This window comes from Xanthomonas bromi (genome assembly GCF_900092025.1).
GTDB lineage: Bacteria > Pseudomonadota > Gammaproteobacteria > Xanthomonadales > Xanthomonadaceae > Xanthomonas > Xanthomonas bromi.
The window spans coordinates 123083-144176 of sequence record NZ_FLTX01000008.1; the positions used below are offsets into that span (position 1 = coordinate 123083).

Sequence of the window (21094 nt, forward strand, 5' to 3'; positions counted from 1 at the left end):
CGAAGCCTAGTGCAACTTCTGCATCGCGCCAATGTCAACGTGGGATCGTTCTTTGACTTGGTCATGCTCTGGGACGCGTGTCAGATCAGTCGTATAGCTCGTCGCCAGTCATAAGCGTGGTTACAAGCTATCCCTCCCACACCGGCAGTTTCTTCGCCACCGCCACATTCTTCAGCGTCACATACTTCGGCAGTCCGTCGTTGCCGTAGGCCAGCGGGGCTTCGCCCTTGATCAATGGGGCGAAGTAGCGGCGCGCACGTTCGGTGATGCCGAAGCCGTCCTTGCGCAGAAAGCTGGGCGGCATTTTCTTTTCGTGGTTCGCCACCTTGTGCAGCGGGGCGGGCACGATCTTCCAGCGGTACGGCGCGTCGCTGACGCGTTCGATCACCGGGATCACCGCGTTCATGCCCTTGAGCGCGTATTGCACGGCGGCCTTGCCCACGGCTTGCGCCTGTTCCCAGTCGGTCTTCGATGCGAGGTGGCGTGCGGAGCGCTGCAGGTAATCCGGCAGGGTCCAGTGCACCTTGTAGCCGAGTTCCTGCTTGACCTGCGCGGCCAGGAACGAGGCCACGCCGCCGAGTTGTGCGTGGCCGAACGAGTCGGCCGCGCCGCCGGCGTCGGCGACGAAGTGGCCGTGTGCGTCCTGGATGCCTTCGCTGGCGACCACCACGCACCAGCCGACCTTGTCCACCACCTGTTTCACCTTGGCCAGGAAGGCGGTCTGGTCGTACGCGCGCTCGGGCAGCAGGATGATTTGCGGTGCGTCGTCGGGGCCTTGACCGGCCAGGCCTGACGCTGCGGCGAGCCAACCGGCATTGCGGCCCATCGCTTCATAGATGAAGACCTTGGTGGAAGTGTCGGCCATTGCGGCGACATCCAGGGCAGCCTCGCGCACCGACACGGCGGTGTACTTGGCCGCCGAGCCGAAGCCGGGACAGGTGTCGGTGACTGCCAGATCGTTGTCGATGGTCTTGGGCACGCCGATGCAGTGCAGCGGGTAGCCGTAGGCCTTTGCGAGTTGCGAGACCTTCCACGCGGTGTCGGCCGAATCGTTGCCGCCGTTGTAGAGGAACCAGCGCACATCGTGCGCGCGCAGCACGTCGAGCAGACGCTCGTACTTGGCGCTGTCTTCTTCCAGCGACTTGAGCTTGTAGCGGCACGAGCCGAATGCGCCGCCGGGCGTCTGCGCCAATGCGGCAATGGCGGTGGCGGATTCTCTTGAGGTGTCGATCAGCTCCTCGCGCAAGGCACCCAGGATGCCGTTGCGTGCGGCCAGCACCTTGATCTTGCGTGCGCGCGCTTCGGCGATGACGCCCGCAGCGGTGGCGTTGATGACGGCGGTGACGCCGCCGGATTGGGCATACAACAGGTTGCCAGTGGACATAGGGGGACGGGCTCCTCACATGGAAACATGGCGCAGGGGACAGTGCCGGGACATTCCCCGGATGGGGTAAGCTGCACGACCATACGGTCAGCGTCGGCGAAGGCTTGAGTCTAACGCCGCCAACCGCAACGCGTTTTTATTCGAAAGTGGAGTCCACTGATGCGACTGGTTCTGTTGGGACCGCCCGGTTCGGGCAAGGGCACCCAGGCGACACGTCTTAAAGACACGTTTGAGATCCCGCATATTTCTACTGGTGACCTGTTGCGCGCCGAAGTGGCCGCCGGCTCGCCGCTGGGTCTGAAGGCCAAGGAAGTGATGGCACGGGGCGATCTGGTGTCCGACGACATCCTGCTCGGCATGCTCGAGGCGCGCCTCGGTCAAGCCGATGTGGCGAAGGGGTTCATCCTGGATGGCTACCCCCGCAACGTGGCACAGGCCAATGCGCTGGATGCGCTGCTCAGCAAGATCGGGCAGCCGCTCGATGCGGTGGTGCAGTTGGATGTGGCCAGCGAATTGCTGGTCGAGCGCATCGCCGGTCGCGCCAAGGCCGAAGGCCGCGAAGACGACAACCCGGAATCGGTGCGCAAGCGTCTGCAGGTCTATACCGATTCCACCGCTCCGGTGATTGGGTTCTACGAGCAGCGTGGCAAGTTGGCGCGCGTGGATGGCGTTGGGTCGTTGGACGAAGTGCTGGAGCGCATCCGCAAGGCGCTCGGCCACTGAGCCGGCAGGGACCGGGCGTAAGGCCCGGTCCGTCGCAGTCGCGGCTACGGGGCGCGTTGCTGTTTCAGCGTGGGCTCGCCCACAGGCGCGACCGCCCAAAAGAAAAACCCCCGACGTACAAAACGCCAGGGGCAGAATAACGCCAGTAATAGACTTGCTCAGAGCCCCAACAGCATGAGCTCCCTGGGGATGTGGCCTCTTGGGGAGTAGGACCAAAGGGATACTGCGACTTGCGTTCAGTAGAGTGATGTATGTGATGAAGTTCGCATATCGGGAGATTCCCGACAGTACGCTAGGAATTTTCTGACACGCCGCGCTGCGGCGGATTGGAATGTCCCGCAACTCCGGCGATCGGCGACAATGTGCAACATGAGCAAACTCCACATCCTCGGCATCGCCGGAACTTTCATGGGCGGTGTGGCCGCCCTGGCGTGTGAGCTGGGCTGGCAGGTGGAAGGCAGCGACCAGGCCATCTATCCGCCGATGTCCACACAGCTGGAAACGCTGGGCATTGCGCTGAAGCAGGGCTACGCGCCGTCCAATATTTCGCCGGACGCGACCGACATGGTGATCGGCAATGCCTTGTCGCGCGGCAATCCGGCAGTGGAAGCGGTGCTGGATGCGGGCCGCCGCTATACCTCGGGCGCGCAATGGTTGGCCGAGCAGGTGCTGCCTGGCCGCGACACGCTGGCGGTCGCCGGCACCCACGGCAAGACCACCACCACCACCATCCTGAGCTACCTGCTGGAGGCCGCCGGTCGTGCGCCGGGGTTTTTGATCGGTGGCGTGGCCGAAAACTTCGGCGTGTCGGCGCGGCTGGGCCAGGGGCGCGAATTCGTGGTGGAAGCCGACGAGTACGACACCGCGTTCTTCGACAAGCGCAGCAAGTTCGTGCACTACCGGCCGCTGGTGGCGATCCTCAACAACCTGGAATACGACCACGCCGATATCTTCCCGGACGTGGCGGCGATCCAGCGCCAGTTCCATCATCTGGTGCGCACAGTGCCTGCGCGCGGGCGGCTGATCGTCAATGGTGAAGACGCGCGCCTGGCCGAGGTGCTGGCGATGGGCTGCTGGACGCCTGTGGAGCGCTTCGGGTTCGATGCGTCGCTGGACTGGAGCGCGCGCTTGATCGCGGCCGATGGCAGCGCCTTCGCGGTGCTGCACCGTGGCGTGGAAATCGGCCAGGTGCAGTGGCCGCTAGTTGGGCGGCACAACGTACTGAATGGATTGGCGGCGCTGGCGGCGGTACATGCCGTGGGCGTGGATCCGGCAACGGTGATGCCGGCGTTGGCGCGCTTCCAGAGCGTCAAACGGCGTCTGGAAGTCATCGGCAACGCGCGCGCGATTACCGTGTACGACGACTTCGCACACCATCCCACCGCGATCGCGACCACGTTGCAAGGCTTGCGTGCGAAGGTCGGTGCAGCGCGTGTGGTGGTCGCGATGGAACCGCGCAGCAATTCGATGCGGCTGGGCGCGCATGCGCAGGCATTGGCACCGTCGCTGCACGATGCCGACGCAGTGGTGTTTCTGCATCGGCCGGAACTGGCCTGGGATGCGGTACCGATCATCGCGCAGGTGCGCGGGCAGGCGCACGTAGCGCAAGACGTGGAAACCTTGTTGCGTACGCTGGGCGACATCGCGCAGCCGGGCGACCACGTGGTGTTCATGTCCAATGGCGGATTCGACGGCGCGCCGCGTCGCTTCCTGGAGCAGCTGTCGTGATGGCATCGATCCCCGACACTGCCGACACCAGCGCATTGCCGCTGTTTCCGCTGCACAGCGTGTTGTTGCCGGGCGCGGCGATGGGGCTGCGTGTGTTCGAGCGCCGCTATCTGGATCTGGTGCGCGAGTGCGGGCGCAACGGCACCAGCTTCGGCGTGTGTCTGATCCTGGAGGGCAACGAGGTTGGCGTACCGGCCACACCGGCCGCATTTGGTACCGAAGTGCGCATCGAGGATTTCGATGTGGGCGCTGATGGTGTGCTGGTGCTGCGCTTGCGCGGTACGCGCCGCTTTCATGTGCAACGCTCGCGTATCCGCGACAACGGCCTGGTGGTTGGCGAGGTGAGCTGGTGCGAGCCCGACAGCGATGACGAATTGCGCCCCGAACATAGCCTGCTGTCCACGGTGCTGGAACGCATGCTGGAGCAGGTGGGCGGGGAGTTCGCCTCGGTGGGTCCGGGATTGCTGGATCAGGCCGCTTGGGTCGGTTGGCGGCTGGCCGAGTTGCTGCAGCTGGACGAACAGCAGCGCCTGTCGTTGTTGCAGCAGGACGATCCGCATCGGCGCCTGGATCAGTTGCTGGCCTGGATGCGCTGAGAGCGACCCGCAGACGACTGCGCAGCTGCCAGGCGGGTGCGACAGGTGCTCGAACGTGCATCTGCCGCCCGCCGTACAGTCCGGTTACTGCGCGCGGTTTACACCCACCTGAGCACTGCTCGCCACGTTTTTTTTAGCACTTCAAACAGGCGAGCCAATCGTTTCGATCGACCCCATCACCACGCTTGCACCGCGGCGACGGCAAAGTTTGCGTGCTTGAGTGCGCTACCGATGGCATCCATGCACTGGATGCGCGCCATGGCGACACTCGTTCCTTCACTAGGGAGTGTGCCTTTGATTGTCGATGCAAAGCCACGTGTGGCCGAAATGATCAGCCAGGTCTGGCGGACCCTGGCGGTGTTATTCGTATGGGACGTGTTGATCACCATCAACTACTACGTGCTGCCGTTCCGTGCGCCCGCATTGCCGTTGACCATCTTCGGTTCGGCGCTGGCGTTGTTCCTCGGCTTCCGCGCCAATTCCACCTATCAACGCTGGTGGGAGGGGCGCGTGTTGTGGGGCCAGATGATCAATGCATCGCGCAATCTCGTGCGTTTGAGCGTGAGCATTCTTTCCGCGCCGGACGCCGCAGCGCTGGGACGCACGATTGCGCTACGTCAGATCGCCTACGTCAATGTATTGCGCTGCCAGCTGCGTCGCTTACCAGTGGCAATGGCGTTGCAGCCGCGGCTGGACGCCGACGAAGTCGCAGCGGTGATCACCCGCACGAATGTGGCCAATGGCCTGCTCGACACGACAGGCCGCGCAGTCGAACAGGCGCGCCGCGATGGCTGGATCGACAGCATCCAGCAGGCCAGCATCGAGCGCATCCTGGTGGACATCGCCAACGCGCAAGGCGGCATGGAGCGACTGAAGAACACGCCGCTGCCGTATCAGTACCGTTTCTATCCCAACCTGTTTACGCGCGTGTTCTGCCTGCTGCTGCCGATCGGTCTGGTGGAGACGCTGCAGTACGCCACGCCGGTTGGTTCGACCGTGGCCGGGTTGATGTTTCTGGCGGTGCTCAAGATCGGCGACGAGCTGGTCGACCCGTTCGCCAACACCATCCACGACCTGCCGCTGGAAGCCATGTGCCGCACGGTGGAGATCGATGCCTTGCAGGCCATCGGCGAACCTGCGCCGGAGCCGATGCAGCCGGTAGATGGCGTGTTGTGGTGAAGCATCGTGTGTCAGGCCAATGCGGCCTTTGCATCGCCGGACTGCGCTGAGTCGCAATCTCCCGTTCGCTTTGAGAAACGATTGAACGGTGCGAGCAGGTGTAGAGCGGCCAACCTGCTTGTTTTCTGCAGGGCCCTTGCCCGCCCACCATCGCGGGACACGCTGCAAGTACGTCCTTGTAAGCCTTTACACGGGATCCATGCCGTGTCAGGTCCCGCGACGGTGGTCGGGTAAGGACCCGTCGAGTTGGCCGGTGCGCAGAGTTTTCAACAGAGCAGCTAACAGCCAGCGGCACGGTATTTCTCGCTCTTCAACAAACCACCGACAAACGTTCTGGTGCGGTGTCCTCGCCGCTTGCGGGACTGTTGGCGGCATGGATGCCGCCATCAAGCCCCCAGGGACGGGTTCACGGCGTGTCCCGCAAGTGGCGAGGGCAACGCGCGCTCGACCAGCGAAGCTTTCACCCGGAAAGTTCAGCTGCTTCTATCAGCTGCTTCTACATGACGCCAGCACGTGACTGCCATCGATACAGCGTTCAAGATGCGTTGCTGGCACCCCATATCGACACGACTGCGCGATCGCCGACCGATCGCCTGTTGCCCGATCGATCAACGGCGTTGGTGTAGCGGACCCGATGCAGCGGAATCGGACGCAGTGGCTTGGGTCTGCGGTGCAACCTTGTCGTTGTCCTCACTGCGCACCGCACTACCCGAGGTGCTGTCGATCAAGATCACCGGCACCTGCGAGCGGCGACGCTGCCCCACGCGATGCGGCAGCGGGCCGAGCGCGTCGCGCAATGCGCTCAATGCAGGGTCTACGCCGCGCAACGGATACCACAGGCCGATCAAGCTGAAATGGCGGCTGTAACGCAAGGTCTGGGTGCTGCCCACCCACAGCGGCTGCGCATCCGGTTGAAGGCGTGCGGCTGCCGGCCACAGGCGCAGCACATGCACGTGGCCGGGCGCAGCGTGGCGCACCATCAACAGCGCTTCGACCTGGGTGTCCAGCGTCGCCGGCAGGATCGGCACCTCGTCGGGACGGCCGCTGACGTCGAGCAGATGCAGCGCCTGTTCCCAGCCGGCCTGCGGTTGCGCCCGCCAGCCATGCGCTTCGAGCTGGCGCTGCAGTGGGGCAAGCGGACCGGCCAGCTGCACATCCAGCGGCCAGCGCTGGTCGTCGTCGAATTCGTTGCGGCGTGCCGGCAGCAAACGCCATTGGCCTTCCCACCACGCGTTTGCCGGCAACTCCATCAGCAACGGCGGCGGCGGTTCGAACTTTGCCAGCTTGGCATCGAGGTTGCGCGGAGCAAAGAAGATCGCGCAGCTCACGAACACGCCGTAGAAGATCCACGACACCGGCTTGACCCAGAACGCGCGCGTGGCGCGGCGGCGATACGCAATGCCCAGCACCAGCAGCCAGAAGATGCCGAACAACATGCCGCCGACCACGTCGCTAAGCCAATGCGCGCCCAGGTACAGGCGTGCGAAACCGATCAGCGAGACGATGGCGCCGCTGACCAGGTACGGCCACACGCGGCGGCGGCCGGGCAACTCGCGCGCGATCAGCAGCGCGAAAAAACCAAAACCAATCGTGGCCATGGTGACCGCGACCGATGGAAACCCGAAGCCGCTGCTGGCTGCCGGCGGGCGCACCACCTGCACGGTGGCGCCGAGCAATTGGGTGAGCGCAAGGCCGAACGCCAGCGCGATCACCCAATGGGCCACGGCCATCCAGCGGCGGCGCCAGGCCAGGTAGCCCATCGCTGCGGCAATGGCCGGCAACAACACTTGCCAATCGCCCAACGAGGCCAGCGCGACCATCGGGTAGTCGGCCAAGGGATTGCGCAGCGCCAGCATCAGGTCGTGTACGGCCAGGTCCACGCGCAGCGGCTCGCCGTGCGCCAGCACCACCATCAGCAGCACGAACCAGCCCCAGCCCAGCAGCAGCAACATCAAGGCCATCATCGCCAGCGGCACCGATTCGCGGCGCCGCGGGTCGAACACGCTGACCGACCAGTTGCCCAGCACCGGATGCCGGTGCGACCACTCCAGCAGCCGGGCCAGCAGGGCATCCAGATGGCCGGCGGACCAGCGATAGGAATACAGCACCACGGCCCAGGCCAGGCCGATCACCGCGGCCATCAAGGCGACCACCACGAACAGGCGCCCGGCCACCGCAGCCACCGCGTCGTAGGCGGTGCCCAGCACCCAGCCCGGCACCAGGAACAGCAATGCCCAGGAAATGCAGGCCAGCCCGCTGGCGGTCAGATAACGCTTGAACGGCATGTGGGACATGCCGGCGATGGCCGGCACGAACGGCCGCACCGCGCCCACATAGCGGGCGATCAGGATGCTCTTGAAGGCATTGCGCCGGAACAGCAGCTCACCACGTTCGAGCAGTTGCGGATAGCGCCGGAACGGCCAATAGGTGTGCAGCTGGTGGCCCCAGCGATGGCCCACCCAGAAACTCAGCATGTCGCCGACGAAGGCGCCGAAGGTAGCGCACACCATCGCATAGGGCCCGTTGATCTGGCCGAGCCCGATCAGCACGCCGATGGCGAACAGCAACGGCAGCGCGGGCACGATGGCGCCGAGCACGATCACCGCATCGCAGAATGCGATGGCAAAGATCGCCACGCCAGCCAGGGTAGGGTGGTGTCCGATCCACTCCAGCGTGGCGTCGATCCATGAGTTCATTTCCGAATTATAGGTGGGCACGGTGATGGCTGACTTGTGCCCTGCTCACATCGGGCGGTTTGCTTCACATCAGGTTGCAACCGGCCCGGCGTTGCCTGCTCTTGGCACAGCGGCGGCGTTGGCGATGTGGCGATGCGGACCGCCCGTCTACAATGGGCGATGAGCGACGATCCCGCCGGCAACCTGCCGCTGAAGTCCGATACCTTCGGGCGCATTTTGTTGATCCGCGATGGCGAGCGCGTCTTCGTGCGCCGCGACCTGAGCGTGGCGCCGTGGCTGCTGCGGGGCGTGGCGTGGTGGCTGGCGCGGCGCGAAGCGCTGGCGCTGCGCCAGCTGGATGGCTTGCCGCGCACACCGCGTCTGCTGCACTGGGACGGACGCCATCTGGACCGCAGCTACCTGGCCGGCGATGCAATGTATCAGCGCCCGCCGCGCGGCGACCTGGCCTATTTCCGCAACGCGCGCAGGCTGTTGCAGCAGTTGCATCGGCGCGGTGTGGCGCACAACGATCTGGCCAAGGAAGCCAACTGGCTGGTACAGGACGACGGCAGCCCGGCGGTGATCGATTTCCAGCTGGCGGTGCGCGGCCACCCGCGCGCGCGCTGGATGCGTCTGCTTGCCCGCGAGGATCTGCGCCACCTGCTCAAGCACAAGCGCATGTACTGCCCGGCCGCACTCACTCCGGTAGAACGCCGCGTGCTCAAGCGCACCTCCTGGGTGCGCGAGCTGTGGTTCGCCACCGGCAAACCGGTCTACCGCTTCGTGACCCGTCGCGTGCTGCATTGGGAAGACAACGAAGGGCAGGGGCCGAAGCCGTGAGGGCGGGGAATTGGGAGTGGGGAATCGGGAATGGGCAAGGCAGCATCGCGAGAACTTAGAGTCTGTCGCGCGATCAAGGCGCTAAGCTCTTCCCGATTCCCGATTCCCGATTCCCGATTCCCCAATCCCATGACGTTAAATGGCAAAACCCTCTTCATCACCGGTGCCTCGCGCGGGATCGGGCTGGCGATTGCGGTGCGGGCGGCGCGCGATGGGGCGAATGTGGCGATTGCGGCCAAATCGGCGGTGGCCAACCCCAAACTGCCCGGCACCATCCATAGCGCGGCTGCGGCGGTGACTGCGGCCGGCGGGCAGGCGCTGGCGCTCAAGTGCGATATCCGCGAAGAAGATCAGGTGCGTGCGGCCGTGGCGGCGACGGTCGATGCGTTTGGCGGGATCGACATCCTGGTCAACAACGCCAGCGCGATCTGGCTGCGCGGCACGCTGCAGACGCCGATGAAGCGCTTCGATCTGATGCAGCAGGTCAACGCGCGTGGCAGCTTTCTGTGCGCGCAGGCGTGCCTGCCGCATCTGCTGCAGGCGGCCAATCCACATCTCCTCACCCTGGCCCCGCCACCAGCGTTGAACCCTGCATGGTGGGGGGCGCACACCGGTTACACGCTCGCCAAAATGGGCATGAGCCTGGTCACCCTGGGGCTGGCAGCGGAATTCGGCCCGCAAGGCGTGGCGATCAATGCGTTGTGGCCGCGCACCGTGATCGCCACCGATGCGATCAACATGCTTCCCGGCGTGGACGCAGCGGCCTGCCGTCGGCCGGAGATCATGGCCGACGCCGCGCACGCAGTGCTGACGCGCACAGCAGCAGGGTTTCATGGGCAGTTCCTGATCGATGACGCGGTGCTCGCCCAGGCCGGCATCACCGACTTGAGCGGCTATGCGGTGGACCCGTCGCGTGCGTTGTTGCCGGACCTGTTTCTGGACTGACGACGAACACGTAGCCGCTGGCTGCCAGCAGCGCAGTCCCTGCCGGCGAGGAAGTCACGCACCGCAGGTGCATGGCGGCCGGCATGAATGCCGCCTGCAGCCTTCGAGCATTGAGACACTGCACATTCTCGTCTCGGGTTCTCGTCTCGGGCACGCTGCGGCACGCACGAAAAGTTCACAGCCCGGTCTGCTACCGTGCGCGTCTGAAAACGCTTCCAACAAGGATGTTTCGCCATGACTCTCGACGTCTTGCGGGCAATGCGCCGCACGCTGGTCGCTGATGCCACGCGCCAGGATGACAACGACGACCGATACGCAAGGGCACACCGCTGTCCTCGTCCCTGATGGTCGCGCTTGCGGTGAATCCGCAGGCCATTCCCAGACACTCCCCATGGAAACCCACATGACTCATCGCCTTCGTTATGCGCCGCTGACCGCGGCGATCGCCCTCGCCGCACTGCTTGCCGGCTGCCAGAAACACGCGCCCGCCGCCGCCGTGGAGGGCGCCGACAAGATCAATGCCTACATCGCGTGCTTCAACGGCGTCGAGCAGCCGATCCATGAGAGTTATCAGACCTACATCGCTTGGATGCAGGACCCGCAGGCCGGCCCCACCGGCAAAGAGCGCGGTATTCGTGCGCCGGGGACGGTGCTGTCGCATCGGGTCGAGGCATGCGGTGCGCCGATGACTGCGGCGTTGGCACAGCAACCGGCCAATCCCGAGCTCGATCCGGTGGCCAAGACCTATCAGGATCGTTTCACCGCGCTCAACGAGCGGATCGGCGAAGCGGTGCGCTACTACGACCGCGAGGATTATCTGCGCGACGACGGCAAGGGCATGAAGGCGCTGCACGCGCCGCTGATGCAGGCCTATCACGCGTTCTTCGAAGCCGGCGAAGCCATGAATACCGTGCTTGAACGCAATGAAGACATGCGTCGCCAGGCGCAGATCGATGCGATCGAAAAGGAGGAAGGCCGCAGCGCCTCCTGGTATCACTTGAAGATCATCGGCGAGGGCAAGCAGCTGGTGACGGTGCTCGACAACGACACGCCGGATCTTGCCGCAGCGCAATCCCAGCTCGCGCGCTACCAGGGCATTCTGGAAGAGGCGCAGAAGGCCAAGGTCGGCCAGGGCGATGCGATGTGGGGCCATATGGAACGCTCTGCCGACAAGCTGGCGCGTGAGTCGGGGCGACTGGTGGAGCGTATCCGCACCAAGACCCCGTTGAACAAGAGCGAGCAGATGCTGCTGGAAAGCGGTTCGATGCCGCCGGGGGGCACCCGCCAGGCCGTGTTGGCCAGCTACAACGATCTGATCGACATGAGCAACCGCATGTCGCAGTGATGCTGTGCACGCATCTGTTGCCCTGTGGAAGCGCATCGAGCAGGTGATTGTGCAAGCTTCAAAGATGCTGCTATCTCGACCTTCGGCGCCGTGGGATGTTTCCCAGCAGAACTGGTTGAGGGCGTGGTGCCCTCACCGCTTGCAACACACGCGGCGAATCCGTCCCTGGACGCCGCGTGGCAGCATCCATGCCCGCACGCGGCACGCAATCGGCAAGGACACCATACCTGCCAGTGTGTTCGTGCGCTGATGGGAGCCGCAAAGCCGGCTGTGGCCACGTATCGGTGGGTGCAGTCGTCGCTTTACGCCCGCGGCACCGGGTCAGCCGGTGGAGATTTCCGGAAGCGGCTCGGCGCATTGCCGGCAATAGCGTGCGTCGGCTGCGTGGCCTTCCAGCCCGCAGCGCGCGCAGTTGCGCACATCGCGTTTGCCGGTGTGGCCGCCTTCGCGCAATGAGCTGGCGAGTTCGGCGGTATAGATGCCGGTGGGCACGGCGATGATGCTGTAGCCGATCAGGATCAAGGCCGAGGTGACGAAGCGGCCCAGCGTGGTCTGCGGCACCAGATCGCCGAAGCCCACCGTGGCCATGGTGACGATGGCCCAGTACATGCTGGTCGGGATGCTGGTGAAGCCGTGCTGCGGACCTTCGATGATGTACATCGTGGCGCCGGCGATCACGGTGATGGTGATGACGGTGAACAGGAACACCAACACCTTGCGACGGCTACGCCAGAGCGCGTCCAGCAGTTGCCCGCTTTCTTCGATGTAGCGGGTGAGTTTGAGAATGCGGAACAGCCGCAGGATGCGCAGCACGCGCACCACCAGTAGCGTCTGCGTGCCGGGGACGAAGAAGGAGAGATAGCTGGGCAGGATCGACAGCAGATCGATCACGCCCCACACGCTGAGCGTGTAGTGCAGCGGGCGCCGCACCACCGCCAGACGCAGCGCGTATTCGATGGTGAAGATCACCGTGAACGCCCATTCCAGTGGCACCAGCCAGTGCGCCGCGTGCGAATGAATGCGCGGCACGCTGTCGATCATGATCACCACCACGCTCGCCAGGATCGCGACCACCAGCATCAGGTCGAAATTACGCGAGGGGCGAGTGTCGTGGCGGTAGATGATGTCGAACCACTGCCGGCGCCAGCCGTCGTTGCTGGCAGGAGTGAGTTGCGGATCGGAGAAGGGGCGCATGCGCGCATTGTGCCGCAGGCCGGCGAATGCGCGAGAATGCCGGCTCTCCCTCCGTTTCTGCGACCCATCCTCATGAGCACCGCTGCCGATTCGCCCCTGTCCCTCGCGCATTACTACCTGCCGGTGTATCGCCCGCGCCAGGTGGTGCTGGAGCGCGGACAGGGCAGTCGCGTGTGGGACGACCAGGGGCGTGAGTATCTGGATCTGTCGTCGGGTATCGCGGTCAGCGGGCTCGGCCATAGCGATCCCGATCTGATGGCGGCACTGACCGAGCAGGCGGGCAAGCTGTGGCATACCAGCAACGTGTTTTTCAGCGCACCGCCGCTGAAACTGGCCGAAGAACTGGTGACCGCCTCGCGGTTTGCGCACAAGGTGTTCCTGTGCAATTCCGGCACCGAGGCCAACGAGGCGGCGATCAAACTGGTGCGCAAGTGGGCCAGCAGCCAGGGCCGGCCGGCCGACAAGCGCGTCATCGTCACCTTTCGCGGCAGTTTCCATGGCCGCACGCTGGCATCGGTGACCGCCACCGCGCAGCCCAAGTATCAGGACGGCTACGAACCGCTGCCCGGCGGATTTCGCTATGTGGATTTCAACGACGTTGCGGCGTTGGAAGCGGCGATGGCCAGCGGCGATGTAGCCGCGGTGATGGTGGAGCCGATCCAGGGCGAGGGTGGGGTGATGCCGGCCGCGCCCGGCTTCCTGGGCAAAGTACGCGCGCTGTGCGATCAGCACGATGCGCTGTTGGTGCTGGACGAAATTCAATGCGGCATGGGCCGCACCGGCACCTTGTTCGCGCATTGGCAGGAGCAGGTGACGCCGGACATCGTAACCCTGGCCAAGGCGCTGGGCGGCGGGTTCCCGATCGGCGCGATGCTGGCCGGGCCCAAGGTTGCGCAGACCATGCAGTTCGGCGCGCACGGCACCACCTTCGGCGGCAATCCATTGGCTGCGGCGGTGGCGCGCGTGGCGTTGCGCAAGCTGGCCTCGCCGCAGATTGCCGATAACGTGGTGCGGCAATCTGCGGCGCTGCGCGCCGGTCTGGAAGCGCTCGATGCCGACTTCGGCCTGTTTGCACAGATTCGTGGACGTGGCTTGATGCTGGGCGCGGTGCTGGCTCCTGCACACGCCGGGCAGGCGGGCGCGATCCTCGACCTGGCGGCCCACCATGGCTTGCTGCTGCTGCAGGCTGGCCCGGATGTGCTGCGCTTCGTGCCGGCGCTCAATCTGACCGATGCCGAGCTGGCCGATGGTCTGGCGCGTTTGCGGCTGGCGATTGCCGAGTACGTCGCGCAGCCGTGATCCCGGGCGGTGCCTGGCGCCCTCTGGCCGGCAGTGTGCCGGCCAGAGGGGTGTTGGAGGATGCGCGGCGTGGGGCGTGGGGCGTGCGTCGATGCGGTGCGCGGGTTATTTGTTTTTCTCTGTGGGACGGCTGTCTTCCGCCGTACCCGCACCTCAGCGTTCGTCGCTCGCCCCGACCCGCGCTCGCAATGCGGCCGTTCCAGGACGCGCATGGCTGCGGCGTGCGCGCCGTGCCTTCTCGCCCTGTGGGGAGAAGGGCTGCGTCTTCATGCCAGCGCGTAGCGTTTCAGCACCCGCCGCAATGCGCGGGCGTCGCGCACGGTGTCGGCGTGCAGGCCGGCCGCACGTGCGCCACGTACGTTGACGAACAGGTCGTCGACAAACAGCGTGCGCTCGGCGCGTTGCCCGAGTTGCGCCAGCGCGCGCGGATACACCTGCACATCGGGCTTGCGACCGCCGAGCGCGCCGCTACACAGCACGCGGTCCTGTAATAACGGGAACAAAGACGGCACGATCCGCGCGATCGCTTCCATCATCAGCGGGCCGTTATTGGTGAGTACTGCCACTTCCGTAGTCGCCGAGACCGCCAGCACCTGTGTCACCACCGAAAGGTCGGCGCGGCAGGCGGCGACGCGTGCCGCGATCCAGGTGGCGCGATCGATCGGGTGCCCCAACCCTTCGCTCAACTGCGCCAGATACGCGTGTGTGTCGATCCCGCCGGCATCGTAGGTGCGCTCCAGACCCTGCGCGAACAACACCTCATGCACGCGCTGCGGTGAGCAGCCTGCTGCCGTTGCAAGGGCGGCCATGCGCCGTGGCCGCGCGTAGTGCGCGAGCACGCCATCGAAATCGAGCAACAGCAGCGACGGTGATGCGGGCGACATGGGCGTATTCGTGCGGTGGCTAGGCAGCGTTGTCGATTCGGTGCGGCATGGCAAGCGCGCGCGGCCTGCGATGCCAAAGACCGCGCAGGTAGGTGGATGGAATACCTATTCATAGTTTTGAATTCGGTAGCGACCTACCCGCCTGCGTCGACCCCACCCTCCGCACCGTCGTTGCGGAGGAACCGCGCTGGTTATCGTCAATGCACGCCGCATCTGCGGTCTCAGCCGGTCTCGGGGGAGCACCCGGTCACTCAGTGCGCCCACACGTTTCCAGGGGTTGAATGCATGCGAAAGTGCTTGAACACCGATCAATTGGCAGTCTCGGTTGCCGCCATCCTTACCACCACCCGATCCCGCCACACGCTGGCGTCGATGACCTTGTTGCTGGCCGGCGCGCAGAGCTTGCCGGCCCTGGCGCAGGACGCACAGACGCTGGATGCGGTCAGCGTGGTGGGCACCGGCTCCACGCGCACCACCGCGTCCATCTCGGTTGACGAGATCCAGGCGCAGGTGCCCGGGGTGGCGCCGCAGCAGTTGTTGGCCAGCCTGCCCGGCGTGAATGTGCAGACCACCGACCCGTTCGGGCTGTACGAGTTCGGCGATTCGATGACGATTCGCGGGTTTTCTGCCAATCAGATCGGCGTGACGCTGGACGGCATTCCGATCGAAACCTTCGACGCCCGCGAAGGCGGGCCGATCACGCGTTACGTGTCCAGCGAAAACCTGCTCGATGTGACGGTGTCCGCCGGCTCGGGCGATGTCACCCAGCCGTCCTATCACGCACCGGGCGGCGCGATCCTCTACACCAGCCTGCCACCGAAAGGCGGCGATCGCTGGAGCGGCAATCTTACCCAGACGATCGGCTCGGACGATCTGGTGCGCAGCTTCGTGCGCCTGGATACGCCGCAATGGTGGGACGGCGGCCCCAGTGCTTATGTCTCCGCCTCGCGCACACAAGGCGGTGTCTGGGACATGCAGCCGGCCACGCAGAAAAGCGATCACTTCGAGGCCAAGATCCGTCAGGACTGGGAGGCGGGCAGCCTGACGCTGGGCTGGATCTACAACAAGCGCAAGGACTACGACGTGCAGTCGTACAACTCCGACTGCTCGGTGTCGTGGGATATCAAGGAACGCATCACCGGCAATCCGGAGGTGGACGCCGAGCATTACAGCGAGTGGCAGAACGGCCGGCGCGATTCCTTGCTCAGCCTGCACGGCAATGTCATGTTCAACGATGCCATCGGTGCGACCTTCACCGGCTACTACGAAAACAAGCACGGCTACGGCGTCGGCGGCACGCCGCCCAGCACCGCCACCGGCCTGTACAACGATGCGATTGCCGGCACCCCCGGGCGGACCGATATCGCCATCAACGACCCGCAGATCGTCGATGCCAATGGCAATGTCACCCGTGTCGGTGCGATGACGCGGCGCGAAGAAAGCATGGGCGGCGATCGCTATGGCGTCACCGCGGCAATGTCGTGGGAAACTGAACACAACAAGCTCGAAGTCGGCGCGTGGTACGAAAACTACGACTTCGATCAGGTGCGTCCTCTGTACAAGCTGGACCCTGCCACCGGCGCGCTGCTCAAGAACGCCTTGCCGATCGTGATCTATTACGACAACCATTTCTCCACCGAGGTGAAGCAGCTCTACATCAAGGACACGCTACGTCTGCTCGATGACCGGCTCACCATGGAGTTCGGTGCCAAGGGCCTGGATGTCAAACGCGACTACAACGGCATCGCAAATCTCGATGACTTCAATGTCGGCATGCGCCGCGATGTCACCATCAAGAACAGCGACTGGTTTCAGCCGCAGGTCGGTGCGAGCTTCCAGCTGGCCGAAGGCGTGCAGGTGTTCGCCAATTACGCGGAAAACTTCAGTTCCGCGCCGCGTCTGGCGCTGATCTCCTGCGCCTTCAACCCGGATATCGCGCCGGAAGAATCCACCACCATCGATATCGGCATCCGCGCCGAATCCACGCAATGGAGCGGCTACATCGCCGCCTACAAGATCGATTACGAAAACCGCATCATCGCGCTGACCGACCCGGACCCGCTGGTGGTGGCGCCCACCGTCTACGCCAACGTCGGCGACGTGCAGACCTTTGGTGCGGAAATCTCCGGCATGTGGAAACCGGCGCCGGGCTGGCGGCTGGGCGCATCGCTGAGCTGGAACAGGTCCGAATTCCAGGACAACTACTTCGGCCCGGTCAGCGGCAACCTGGTGCAGGTGAAAGGCAACGACGTGCCGGACTCGTCGAAGGTCATGCTCAGCGTCAACGGCGATTGGGAAGGCGAGCATTCTTTGCTAACCTCGACACCAATTACACCGGCAAGCGCTACGGCGACACGCCCAATACCGACCAGGTGGATGCCACCTTCATCGTCAACGGCAGCGTCGGTTACCAGGGCGAGGACACTGGGTTTCTGCCGGTGGAAGGCTGCCCGATTCTGAGTAATCGACTCGGCCGGCAGTGCAGCCGGCCGCGTGACTGTCCATGACATGCGGGGGAAGTGCGTTGCTGCAAGGCAATCACACGGGAGCGATGACGCGGCGGCAATTGCTGGCGCGCATCGGCATGACCGCCGGCGGCGCGATGATGTATCAGGCGATGAGCAGCCTGGGCATGGCGGCCGAATCGAAATTCAACGGCCCGCTGCAACTGGATGGCGACCCCAACGGGGCCTCGGTGTTGATCCTCGGCGCCGGACTTGCCGGGATGAGCGCGGCCTTCGAGTTGCGCAAGGCCGGCTATCGCGTGCAGCTGCTCGAATATAACGACCGGCCCGGCGGACGGAACTGGACCCTGCGCGGCGGCGACCGCTATACCGAGTTGGGCGGCGCCACGCAGCATTGCCAGTTCGACGATGGGCTGTATCTCAATCCGGGGCCGTGGCGTATTCCGCATCACCACAAGGCGGTGCTGAGTTACTGCAAGCAATTCGGCGTGGCGCTGGAAGCCTTCAATCAGGTCAATTACAACGCACTACTGCATAGCGAAGACGGGTTCGGCGGAAAGCCGCAGCGCTTCCGCGCCATCGATGCAGATTACAAGGGCCACGTGTCCGAGTTGCTGGCCAAGTGCACGCAGCAACACGGCTTGGACAAGACCGTCAGCCGCGAAGACCAGGAGCTGCTGCTGGAATCGCTGCGTACCTGGGGGGCGCTCGATCAAAAGTTCGGTTACGTCAAAGGTAAAGACAGTAGCGAGCGGCGCGGTTTTGCGCGCTATCCCGGTGGCGGCTTGTCGGGCAAGCCCGAGTTCTCCGATCCTTTCAGCGTGCAGGACGTGCTGCGTTCGCGGTTGTGGACCACGCTGGCGGCCGGCAACAACTACGAAATGCAGACCACCATGTTCCAGCCGGTGGGCGGCATGGACCAGATCGGCAAGGCGTTCGCGCGCCAGCTTGGCGATGCCATCACCTACCACGCCAAGGTCACCAAGATCGATCAGGACGGCAGCGGCGTGCGCGTGTCCTGGCAGGACGCCACGCGCGGCGGCGAAGAACGCGTGGCCAGTGCCGACTGGTGCATCTGCACCATTCCGTTGTCGGTGCTCAGCCGCATTCCGGTCACCGCCAGTGATGCGATGACCACCGCGATCGGCAGTGTGCCGTATGCCGCGTCGGTGAAGGTGGGCCTGCAATTCAAGCGGCGCTTCTGGGAAGAGGATGAGGCGATCTACGGTGGCATCAGCTATACCAATCTGCCGATCACCTTGATCAGCTATCCCAGCACCGGGTACCACAGCGCCGGCAAGGGCGTGCTGCTCGGTGCGTATGTGTGGGGGCTGGATGCCTATCAATTCACTTCGATGTCCCCCGAGCAGCGCGTGCGCAAGGCGGTCGAAGACGGGACGCAGCTGCATCCGCAATATCCGCGCGAATTCGAAAACGGCATTGCGGTCGGTTGGCACCGCGTGCCGTTCACGCATGGCTGCTTCGGCATGTGGAGCGAGCAGGCCCGCGCCGAGCATTACGAGCCGCTGTGCCAGATCGACGGTCGCCTGGCGCTGGCGGGCGAGCATGTGTCCTATATCCCGGCCTGGCAGGAGGGCGCGATCCTGTCGGCGCACGATGTCGTCGGCCGCCTGCATCGCAAGGTCATTGCCGGGGGAGGTCGCGCATGAGTCGGTTGCCACGTGTGGTTGCTGCGGCCGTTGCGCTGGTCATCGGCGCTGCGCTGCTTCCGCCCGGTCTGCGCCTTGCGCAGGCGCAAAGTTCCGACGCCACCGCGCTGTATCCGCAAAAGGGGTTCGCCACCGCATCCGGCGAGCATGTCTACCGCGCGGTCTGTCAGGGCTGCCACATGCCGACCGGCAGCGGTGCGCAGGGTGCCGGCGAATATCCGGCGCTTGCCGGGAACCCCAAGCTGGCGGCCGCGCTCTACGTCACGATGATGGTGCTCGACGGTCACGCCGGCATGCCGGGATTTGGCGACATGCTCACAGACCGTCAGGTGGCCGAGGTGGTGAGCTATGTACGCACCCATTTCGGCAACGATCATGCCGAGCGGGTCACCGCCGAAGACGTCAAGCTGCTGCGCCACTAATTTTCTTTTCAAGGAGTTGCCATGTTCCGTCCCGCCGTCAATGCCCTCGTCGCCACCGCCGTGTTGTCTGCAGGCCTCGGCGCTGCAGATGCTGCCGAGGTGATCCGTCACAAGATTCCCAACAGCGATTTCCCCATTTCCGCAGCGGTCGAAATCCCGGCCGGCAAGGCCACCGTGTACCTCAGCGGCAAAGTGCCGGCAGTGGTGGACAGCAGTGCGCCAAAGGATTCTGCGGCCGCGTACGGCGATACCAAGGCGCAGACGGTGAGCGTGTTGAAGCAGATCCAGGACCAGCTGAAATCGCTCGGCCTGGGCATGGGCGATGTGGTGAAAATGCAGGCGTTTCTGGTCGGCGACCCGGCGATGGGCGGCAAGATGGATTTCAACGGCTTCATGGAAGGCTACCGCCAGTTCTTCGGTACCAAGGAACAGCCCAATCTGCCGGCGCGCTCGGCCTTCCAGATCGCTGCGCTGGGCAATCCGCTGCATCGCGTGGAGATCGAAGTGGTTGCCGTGCGTCCTTGAATTCGAATCGTTGCCTTGCCGGAGAGTGTTATGACGACCGCCGTATCGCGTCGCAGATTCCTGCGTGATTCCGCCCTGTTCGCCGGTGCCGCCGGGACCGGTGCATTACCGCTGCTTGCCAGTGCCGCCGAACGCACCGCTGCCATCGCGCCAACAACCGCCGGCGCGCTGTCGCCGGTGATGATCGGCTCCGACGAGTACCCGGATGGTCCTTCCGCAGCAGCGGTCAGGGCCATTGCGCAGCTCGCACCGCAAGGCGGGCGCTATCTGCGCGATGTCCAGATGGAACTGATGACCACCCTGTCAGCCGAGCTCAAGGTGCCGGTGAATCATCTGATGGCCTATGCCGGCTCCACCGAGCCGCTGGACTACACGATGCTGGCCTTTACTTCGCCCAGCGCGGCGCTGGTCACTGCCGACCCAACCTGCGAATCAGGTTGGCGCGCTGCCACGCGCAATGGCGCCACGTTGGTCAAGGTGCCGTTGCGCAAGGATTTTTCGCACGATGTGCAGGCGATGTGCGCGGCCGACGCCAACGCCGGCGTGATCTACATCTGCAACCCCAACAATCCCACCGGCTCGGTCACCGCACGCAAGGATCTGGACTATGCCTTGGCGCATAATCGGCCTCTCGCTCTGCCGCAGCGTGCACCGCGCGCGATGTGCCGCAATTTTCTAACGCAGGAGTGTTTCAGTGAAGCTGTTTTCCACGATTGCCGTCTGTGCGCTGGCGCTGACCGCGCCTTCGGCATGGGCACGGACGTGCGCGGTGACCATCACCGGCAACGATCAAATGAAGTTCGACCAAAGCGCGATCAAGCTCGCCCCCGATTGCACGCAGGTGGAACTCACGCTGAAGCATTCGGGCAAGATGGCTGCCACGGTGATGGGGCACAACTGGGTGTTGACCAAGTCCGCTGATTTCCAGGCGGTGGCCAACGCCGGGGTACGCTCGACCCTCGCCGACAGTTATCTGCCCAAGGCCGACCCGCGCGTGATTGCGCATACCAAGGTCATCGGCGGCGGCGACAGCACCACGGTGAGCTTTCCCACCGGCCAGTTGAGCAAAGGGACCGACTACACCTTCTTCTGCTCGTTCCCCGGCCACTGGGCGATGATGAAGGGCACGCTGACATTCGGGTGATCCGTGCTGGCGGCCATTGCTGTGAGGTCTGGCCGCCACACTTGCGGACCTGCGTTGAACGTGGGGATGCACGCAG

Annotated in this window: 16 protein-coding genes and 2 pseudogenes; 14 read left to right on the plus strand and 4 right to left on the minus strand. The window is 64.6% G+C overall.

Annotated elements, in window-relative coordinates; translation table 11 throughout:
* Positions 1 to 127 precede the first annotated feature (127 nt).
* Positions 128 to 1384, minus strand: a complete 1257-nt coding sequence (locus XBLMG947_RS03175) for a 6-phosphofructokinase (RefSeq protein WP_065466345.1) — start codon at positions 1382 to 1384, stop codon at positions 128 to 130.
* A gap of 159 nt (positions 1385 to 1543) precedes the next feature.
* Between XBLMG947_RS03175 and XBLMG947_RS03180 the strand changes: the two genes are divergently transcribed.
* The 4 genes from XBLMG947_RS03180 (at position 1544) to XBLMG947_RS03195 (ending at position 5610) form a co-directional block, all read left to right on the plus strand.
* Positions 1544 to 2107: an adenylate kinase gene (locus XBLMG947_RS03180; protein WP_065466346.1), complete on the plus strand. Its 564-nt coding sequence runs from the start codon at positions 1544 to 1546 to the stop codon at positions 2105 to 2107.
* 360 nt (positions 2108 to 2467) lie between these two features.
* Entirely contained in the window at positions 2468 to 3835 is a 1368-nt protein-coding gene (mpl, locus tag XBLMG947_RS03185; RefSeq protein WP_181093051.1) for a UDP-N-acetylmuramate:L-alanyl-gamma-D-glutamyl-meso-diaminopimelate ligase, read from the plus strand.
* On the plus strand, positions 3835 to 4431 hold the full coding sequence (locus XBLMG947_RS03190; RefSeq protein ID WP_065466347.1) for an LON peptidase substrate-binding domain-containing protein: 597 nt from the start codon (positions 3835 to 3837) through the stop codon (positions 4429 to 4431). Before mpl ends, XBLMG947_RS03190 begins: the two co-directional genes overlap by 1 nt.
* Before the next feature lie 294 nt (positions 4432 to 4725).
* A complete protein-coding gene (locus tag XBLMG947_RS03195) occupies positions 4726 to 5610 on the plus strand; it encodes a bestrophin family protein (protein WP_065466348.1) in 885 nt (294 codons plus the stop codon).
* A gap of 608 nt (positions 5611 to 6218) precedes the next feature.
* Here XBLMG947_RS03195 and XBLMG947_RS03200 read toward each other — a convergent pair.
* Positions 6219 to 8306 carry a bifunctional DedA family/phosphatase PAP2 family protein gene (locus XBLMG947_RS03200; RefSeq protein ID WP_065466349.1) on the minus strand — a complete coding sequence of 696 codons (2088 nt, stop codon included), beginning with the start codon at positions 8304 to 8306 and terminating at the stop codon, positions 6219 to 6221.
* 159 nt (positions 8307 to 8465) lie between these two features.
* Between XBLMG947_RS03200 and XBLMG947_RS03205 the strand changes: the two genes are divergently transcribed.
* The 3 genes from XBLMG947_RS03205 (at position 8466) to XBLMG947_RS03215 (ending at position 11415) form a co-directional block, all read left to right on the plus strand.
* A complete protein-coding gene (locus tag XBLMG947_RS03205) occupies positions 8466 to 9125 on the plus strand; it encodes a serine/threonine-protein kinase (protein ID WP_065466350.1) in 660 nt (219 codons plus the stop codon).
* 129 nt (positions 9126 to 9254) lie between these two features.
* Entirely contained in the window at positions 9255 to 10070 is an 816-nt protein-coding gene (locus XBLMG947_RS03210; protein WP_065466351.1) for an SDR family oxidoreductase, read from the plus strand.
* Between the two features lie 403 nt (positions 10071 to 10473).
* Positions 10474 to 11415 (plus strand): YiiG family protein, encoded by a 942-nt coding sequence (locus XBLMG947_RS03215; protein WP_245228097.1) that lies wholly within the window; start codon positions 10474 to 10476, stop codon positions 11413 to 11415.
* A 321-nt stretch (positions 11416 to 11736) separates the two neighbouring features.
* Here XBLMG947_RS03215 and XBLMG947_RS03220 read toward each other — a convergent pair whose 3' ends face one another.
* Positions 11737 to 12609, minus strand: a complete 873-nt coding sequence (locus XBLMG947_RS03220) for an ion transporter (protein ID WP_065466353.1) — start codon at positions 12607 to 12609, stop codon at positions 11737 to 11739.
* 72 nt (positions 12610 to 12681) lie between these two features.
* Here XBLMG947_RS03220 and XBLMG947_RS03225 point away from each other — a divergent pair, with 72 nt between their 5' ends.
* Positions 12682 to 13908 (plus strand): acetylornithine transaminase, encoded by a 1227-nt coding sequence (locus XBLMG947_RS03225; RefSeq protein WP_065466354.1) that lies wholly within the window; start codon positions 12682 to 12684, stop codon positions 13906 to 13908.
* Positions 13909 to 14174: 266 nt separating this feature from the next.
* On the opposite strand, the gene XBLMG947_RS03230 is transcribed toward XBLMG947_RS03225, so the two are convergent.
* Positions 14175 to 14792, minus strand: coding sequence for an HAD-IA family hydrolase (locus XBLMG947_RS03230; protein WP_065466355.1), 618 nt, complete (start codon positions 14790 to 14792; stop codon positions 14175 to 14177).
* A 297-nt stretch (positions 14793 to 15089) separates the two neighbouring features.
* Here XBLMG947_RS03230 and XBLMG947_RS03235 point away from each other — a divergent pair.
* From XBLMG947_RS03235 to azu, 6 genes and pseudogenes are all read left to right on the plus strand, one after another.
* Positions 15090 to 17227 (plus strand): annotated as a pseudogene (locus XBLMG947_RS03235) (TonB-dependent receptor); the annotation flags it as partial.
* 116 nt (positions 17228 to 17343) lie between these two features.
* Positions 17344 to 18927, plus strand: a complete 1584-nt coding sequence (locus XBLMG947_RS03240) for a flavin monoamine oxidase family protein (RefSeq protein ID WP_065466356.1) — start codon at positions 17344 to 17346, stop codon at positions 18925 to 18927.
* On the plus strand, positions 18924 to 19349 hold the full coding sequence (locus XBLMG947_RS03245) for a c-type cytochrome (protein ID WP_065466357.1): 426 nt from the start codon (positions 18924 to 18926) through the stop codon (positions 19347 to 19349). Before XBLMG947_RS03240 ends, XBLMG947_RS03245 begins: the two co-directional genes overlap by 4 nt.
* A 21-nt stretch (positions 19350 to 19370) precedes the next feature.
* A complete protein-coding gene (locus XBLMG947_RS03250) occupies positions 19371 to 19874 on the plus strand; it encodes a RidA family protein (RefSeq protein WP_065466358.1) in 504 nt (167 codons plus the stop codon).
* Between the two features lie 30 nt (positions 19875 to 19904).
* Positions 19905 to 20495: pseudogene (locus XBLMG947_RS03255) on the plus strand (aminotransferase class I/II-fold pyridoxal phosphate-dependent enzyme); the annotation flags it as partial.
* A gap of 73 nt (positions 20496 to 20568) precedes the next feature.
* Positions 20569 to 21018, plus strand: coding sequence for an azurin (gene azu / locus XBLMG947_RS03260; RefSeq protein WP_065466359.1), 450 nt, complete (start codon positions 20569 to 20571; stop codon positions 21016 to 21018).
* Positions 21019 to 21094 lie beyond the last annotated feature (76 nt).

What these genes read in the sequence shown, in the direction of transcription:
- XBLMG947_RS03180 (WP_065466346.1), top strand. Translation starts at nt 1,544, where the DNA reads ATGCGACTGGTTCTGTTGGGACCGCCCGGTTCGGGCAAGGGCACCCAG.
- XBLMG947_RS03225 (WP_065466354.1), top strand. Translation starts at nt 12,682, where the DNA reads ATGAGCACCGCTGCCGATTCGCCCCTGTCCCTCGCGCATTACTACCTG.
- XBLMG947_RS03175 (WP_065466345.1), bottom strand. Translation starts at nt 1,384, where the DNA reads ATGTCCACTGGCAACCTGTTGTATGCCCAATCCGGCGGCGTCACCGCC.
- XBLMG947_RS03220 (WP_065466353.1), bottom strand. Translation starts at nt 12,609, where the DNA reads ATGCGCCCCTTCTCCGATCCGCAACTCACTCCTGCCAGCAACGACGGC.
- XBLMG947_RS03215 (WP_245228097.1), top strand. Translation starts at nt 10,474, where the DNA reads ATGACTCATCGCCTTCGTTATGCGCCGCTGACCGCGGCGATCGCCCTC.
- XBLMG947_RS03240 (WP_065466356.1), top strand. Translation starts at nt 17,344, where the DNA reads ATGACGCGGCGGCAATTGCTGGCGCGCATCGGCATGACCGCCGGCGGC.
- XBLMG947_RS03190 (WP_065466347.1), top strand. Translation starts at nt 3,835, where the DNA reads ATGGCATCGATCCCCGACACTGCCGACACCAGCGCATTGCCGCTGTTT.
- XBLMG947_RS03230 (WP_065466355.1), bottom strand. Translation starts at nt 14,792, where the DNA reads ATGTCGCCCGCATCACCGTCGCTGCTGTTGCTCGATTTCGATGGCGTG.
- XBLMG947_RS03245 (WP_065466357.1), top strand. Translation starts at nt 18,924, where the DNA reads ATGAGTCGGTTGCCACGTGTGGTTGCTGCGGCCGTTGCGCTGGTCATC.
- XBLMG947_RS03250 (WP_065466358.1), top strand. Translation starts at nt 19,371, where the DNA reads ATGTTCCGTCCCGCCGTCAATGCCCTCGTCGCCACCGCCGTGTTGTCT.
- XBLMG947_RS03205 (WP_065466350.1), top strand. Translation starts at nt 8,466, where the DNA reads ATGAGCGACGATCCCGCCGGCAACCTGCCGCTGAAGTCCGATACCTTC.
- XBLMG947_RS03210 (WP_065466351.1), top strand. Translation starts at nt 9,255, where the DNA reads ATGACGTTAAATGGCAAAACCCTCTTCATCACCGGTGCCTCGCGCGGG.
- XBLMG947_RS03200 (WP_065466349.1), bottom strand. Translation starts at nt 8,306, where the DNA reads ATGAACTCATGGATCGACGCCACGCTGGAGTGGATCGGACACCACCCT.
- mpl (WP_181093051.1), top strand. Translation starts at nt 2,468, where the DNA reads ATGTGCAACATGAGCAAACTCCACATCCTCGGCATCGCCGGAACTTTC.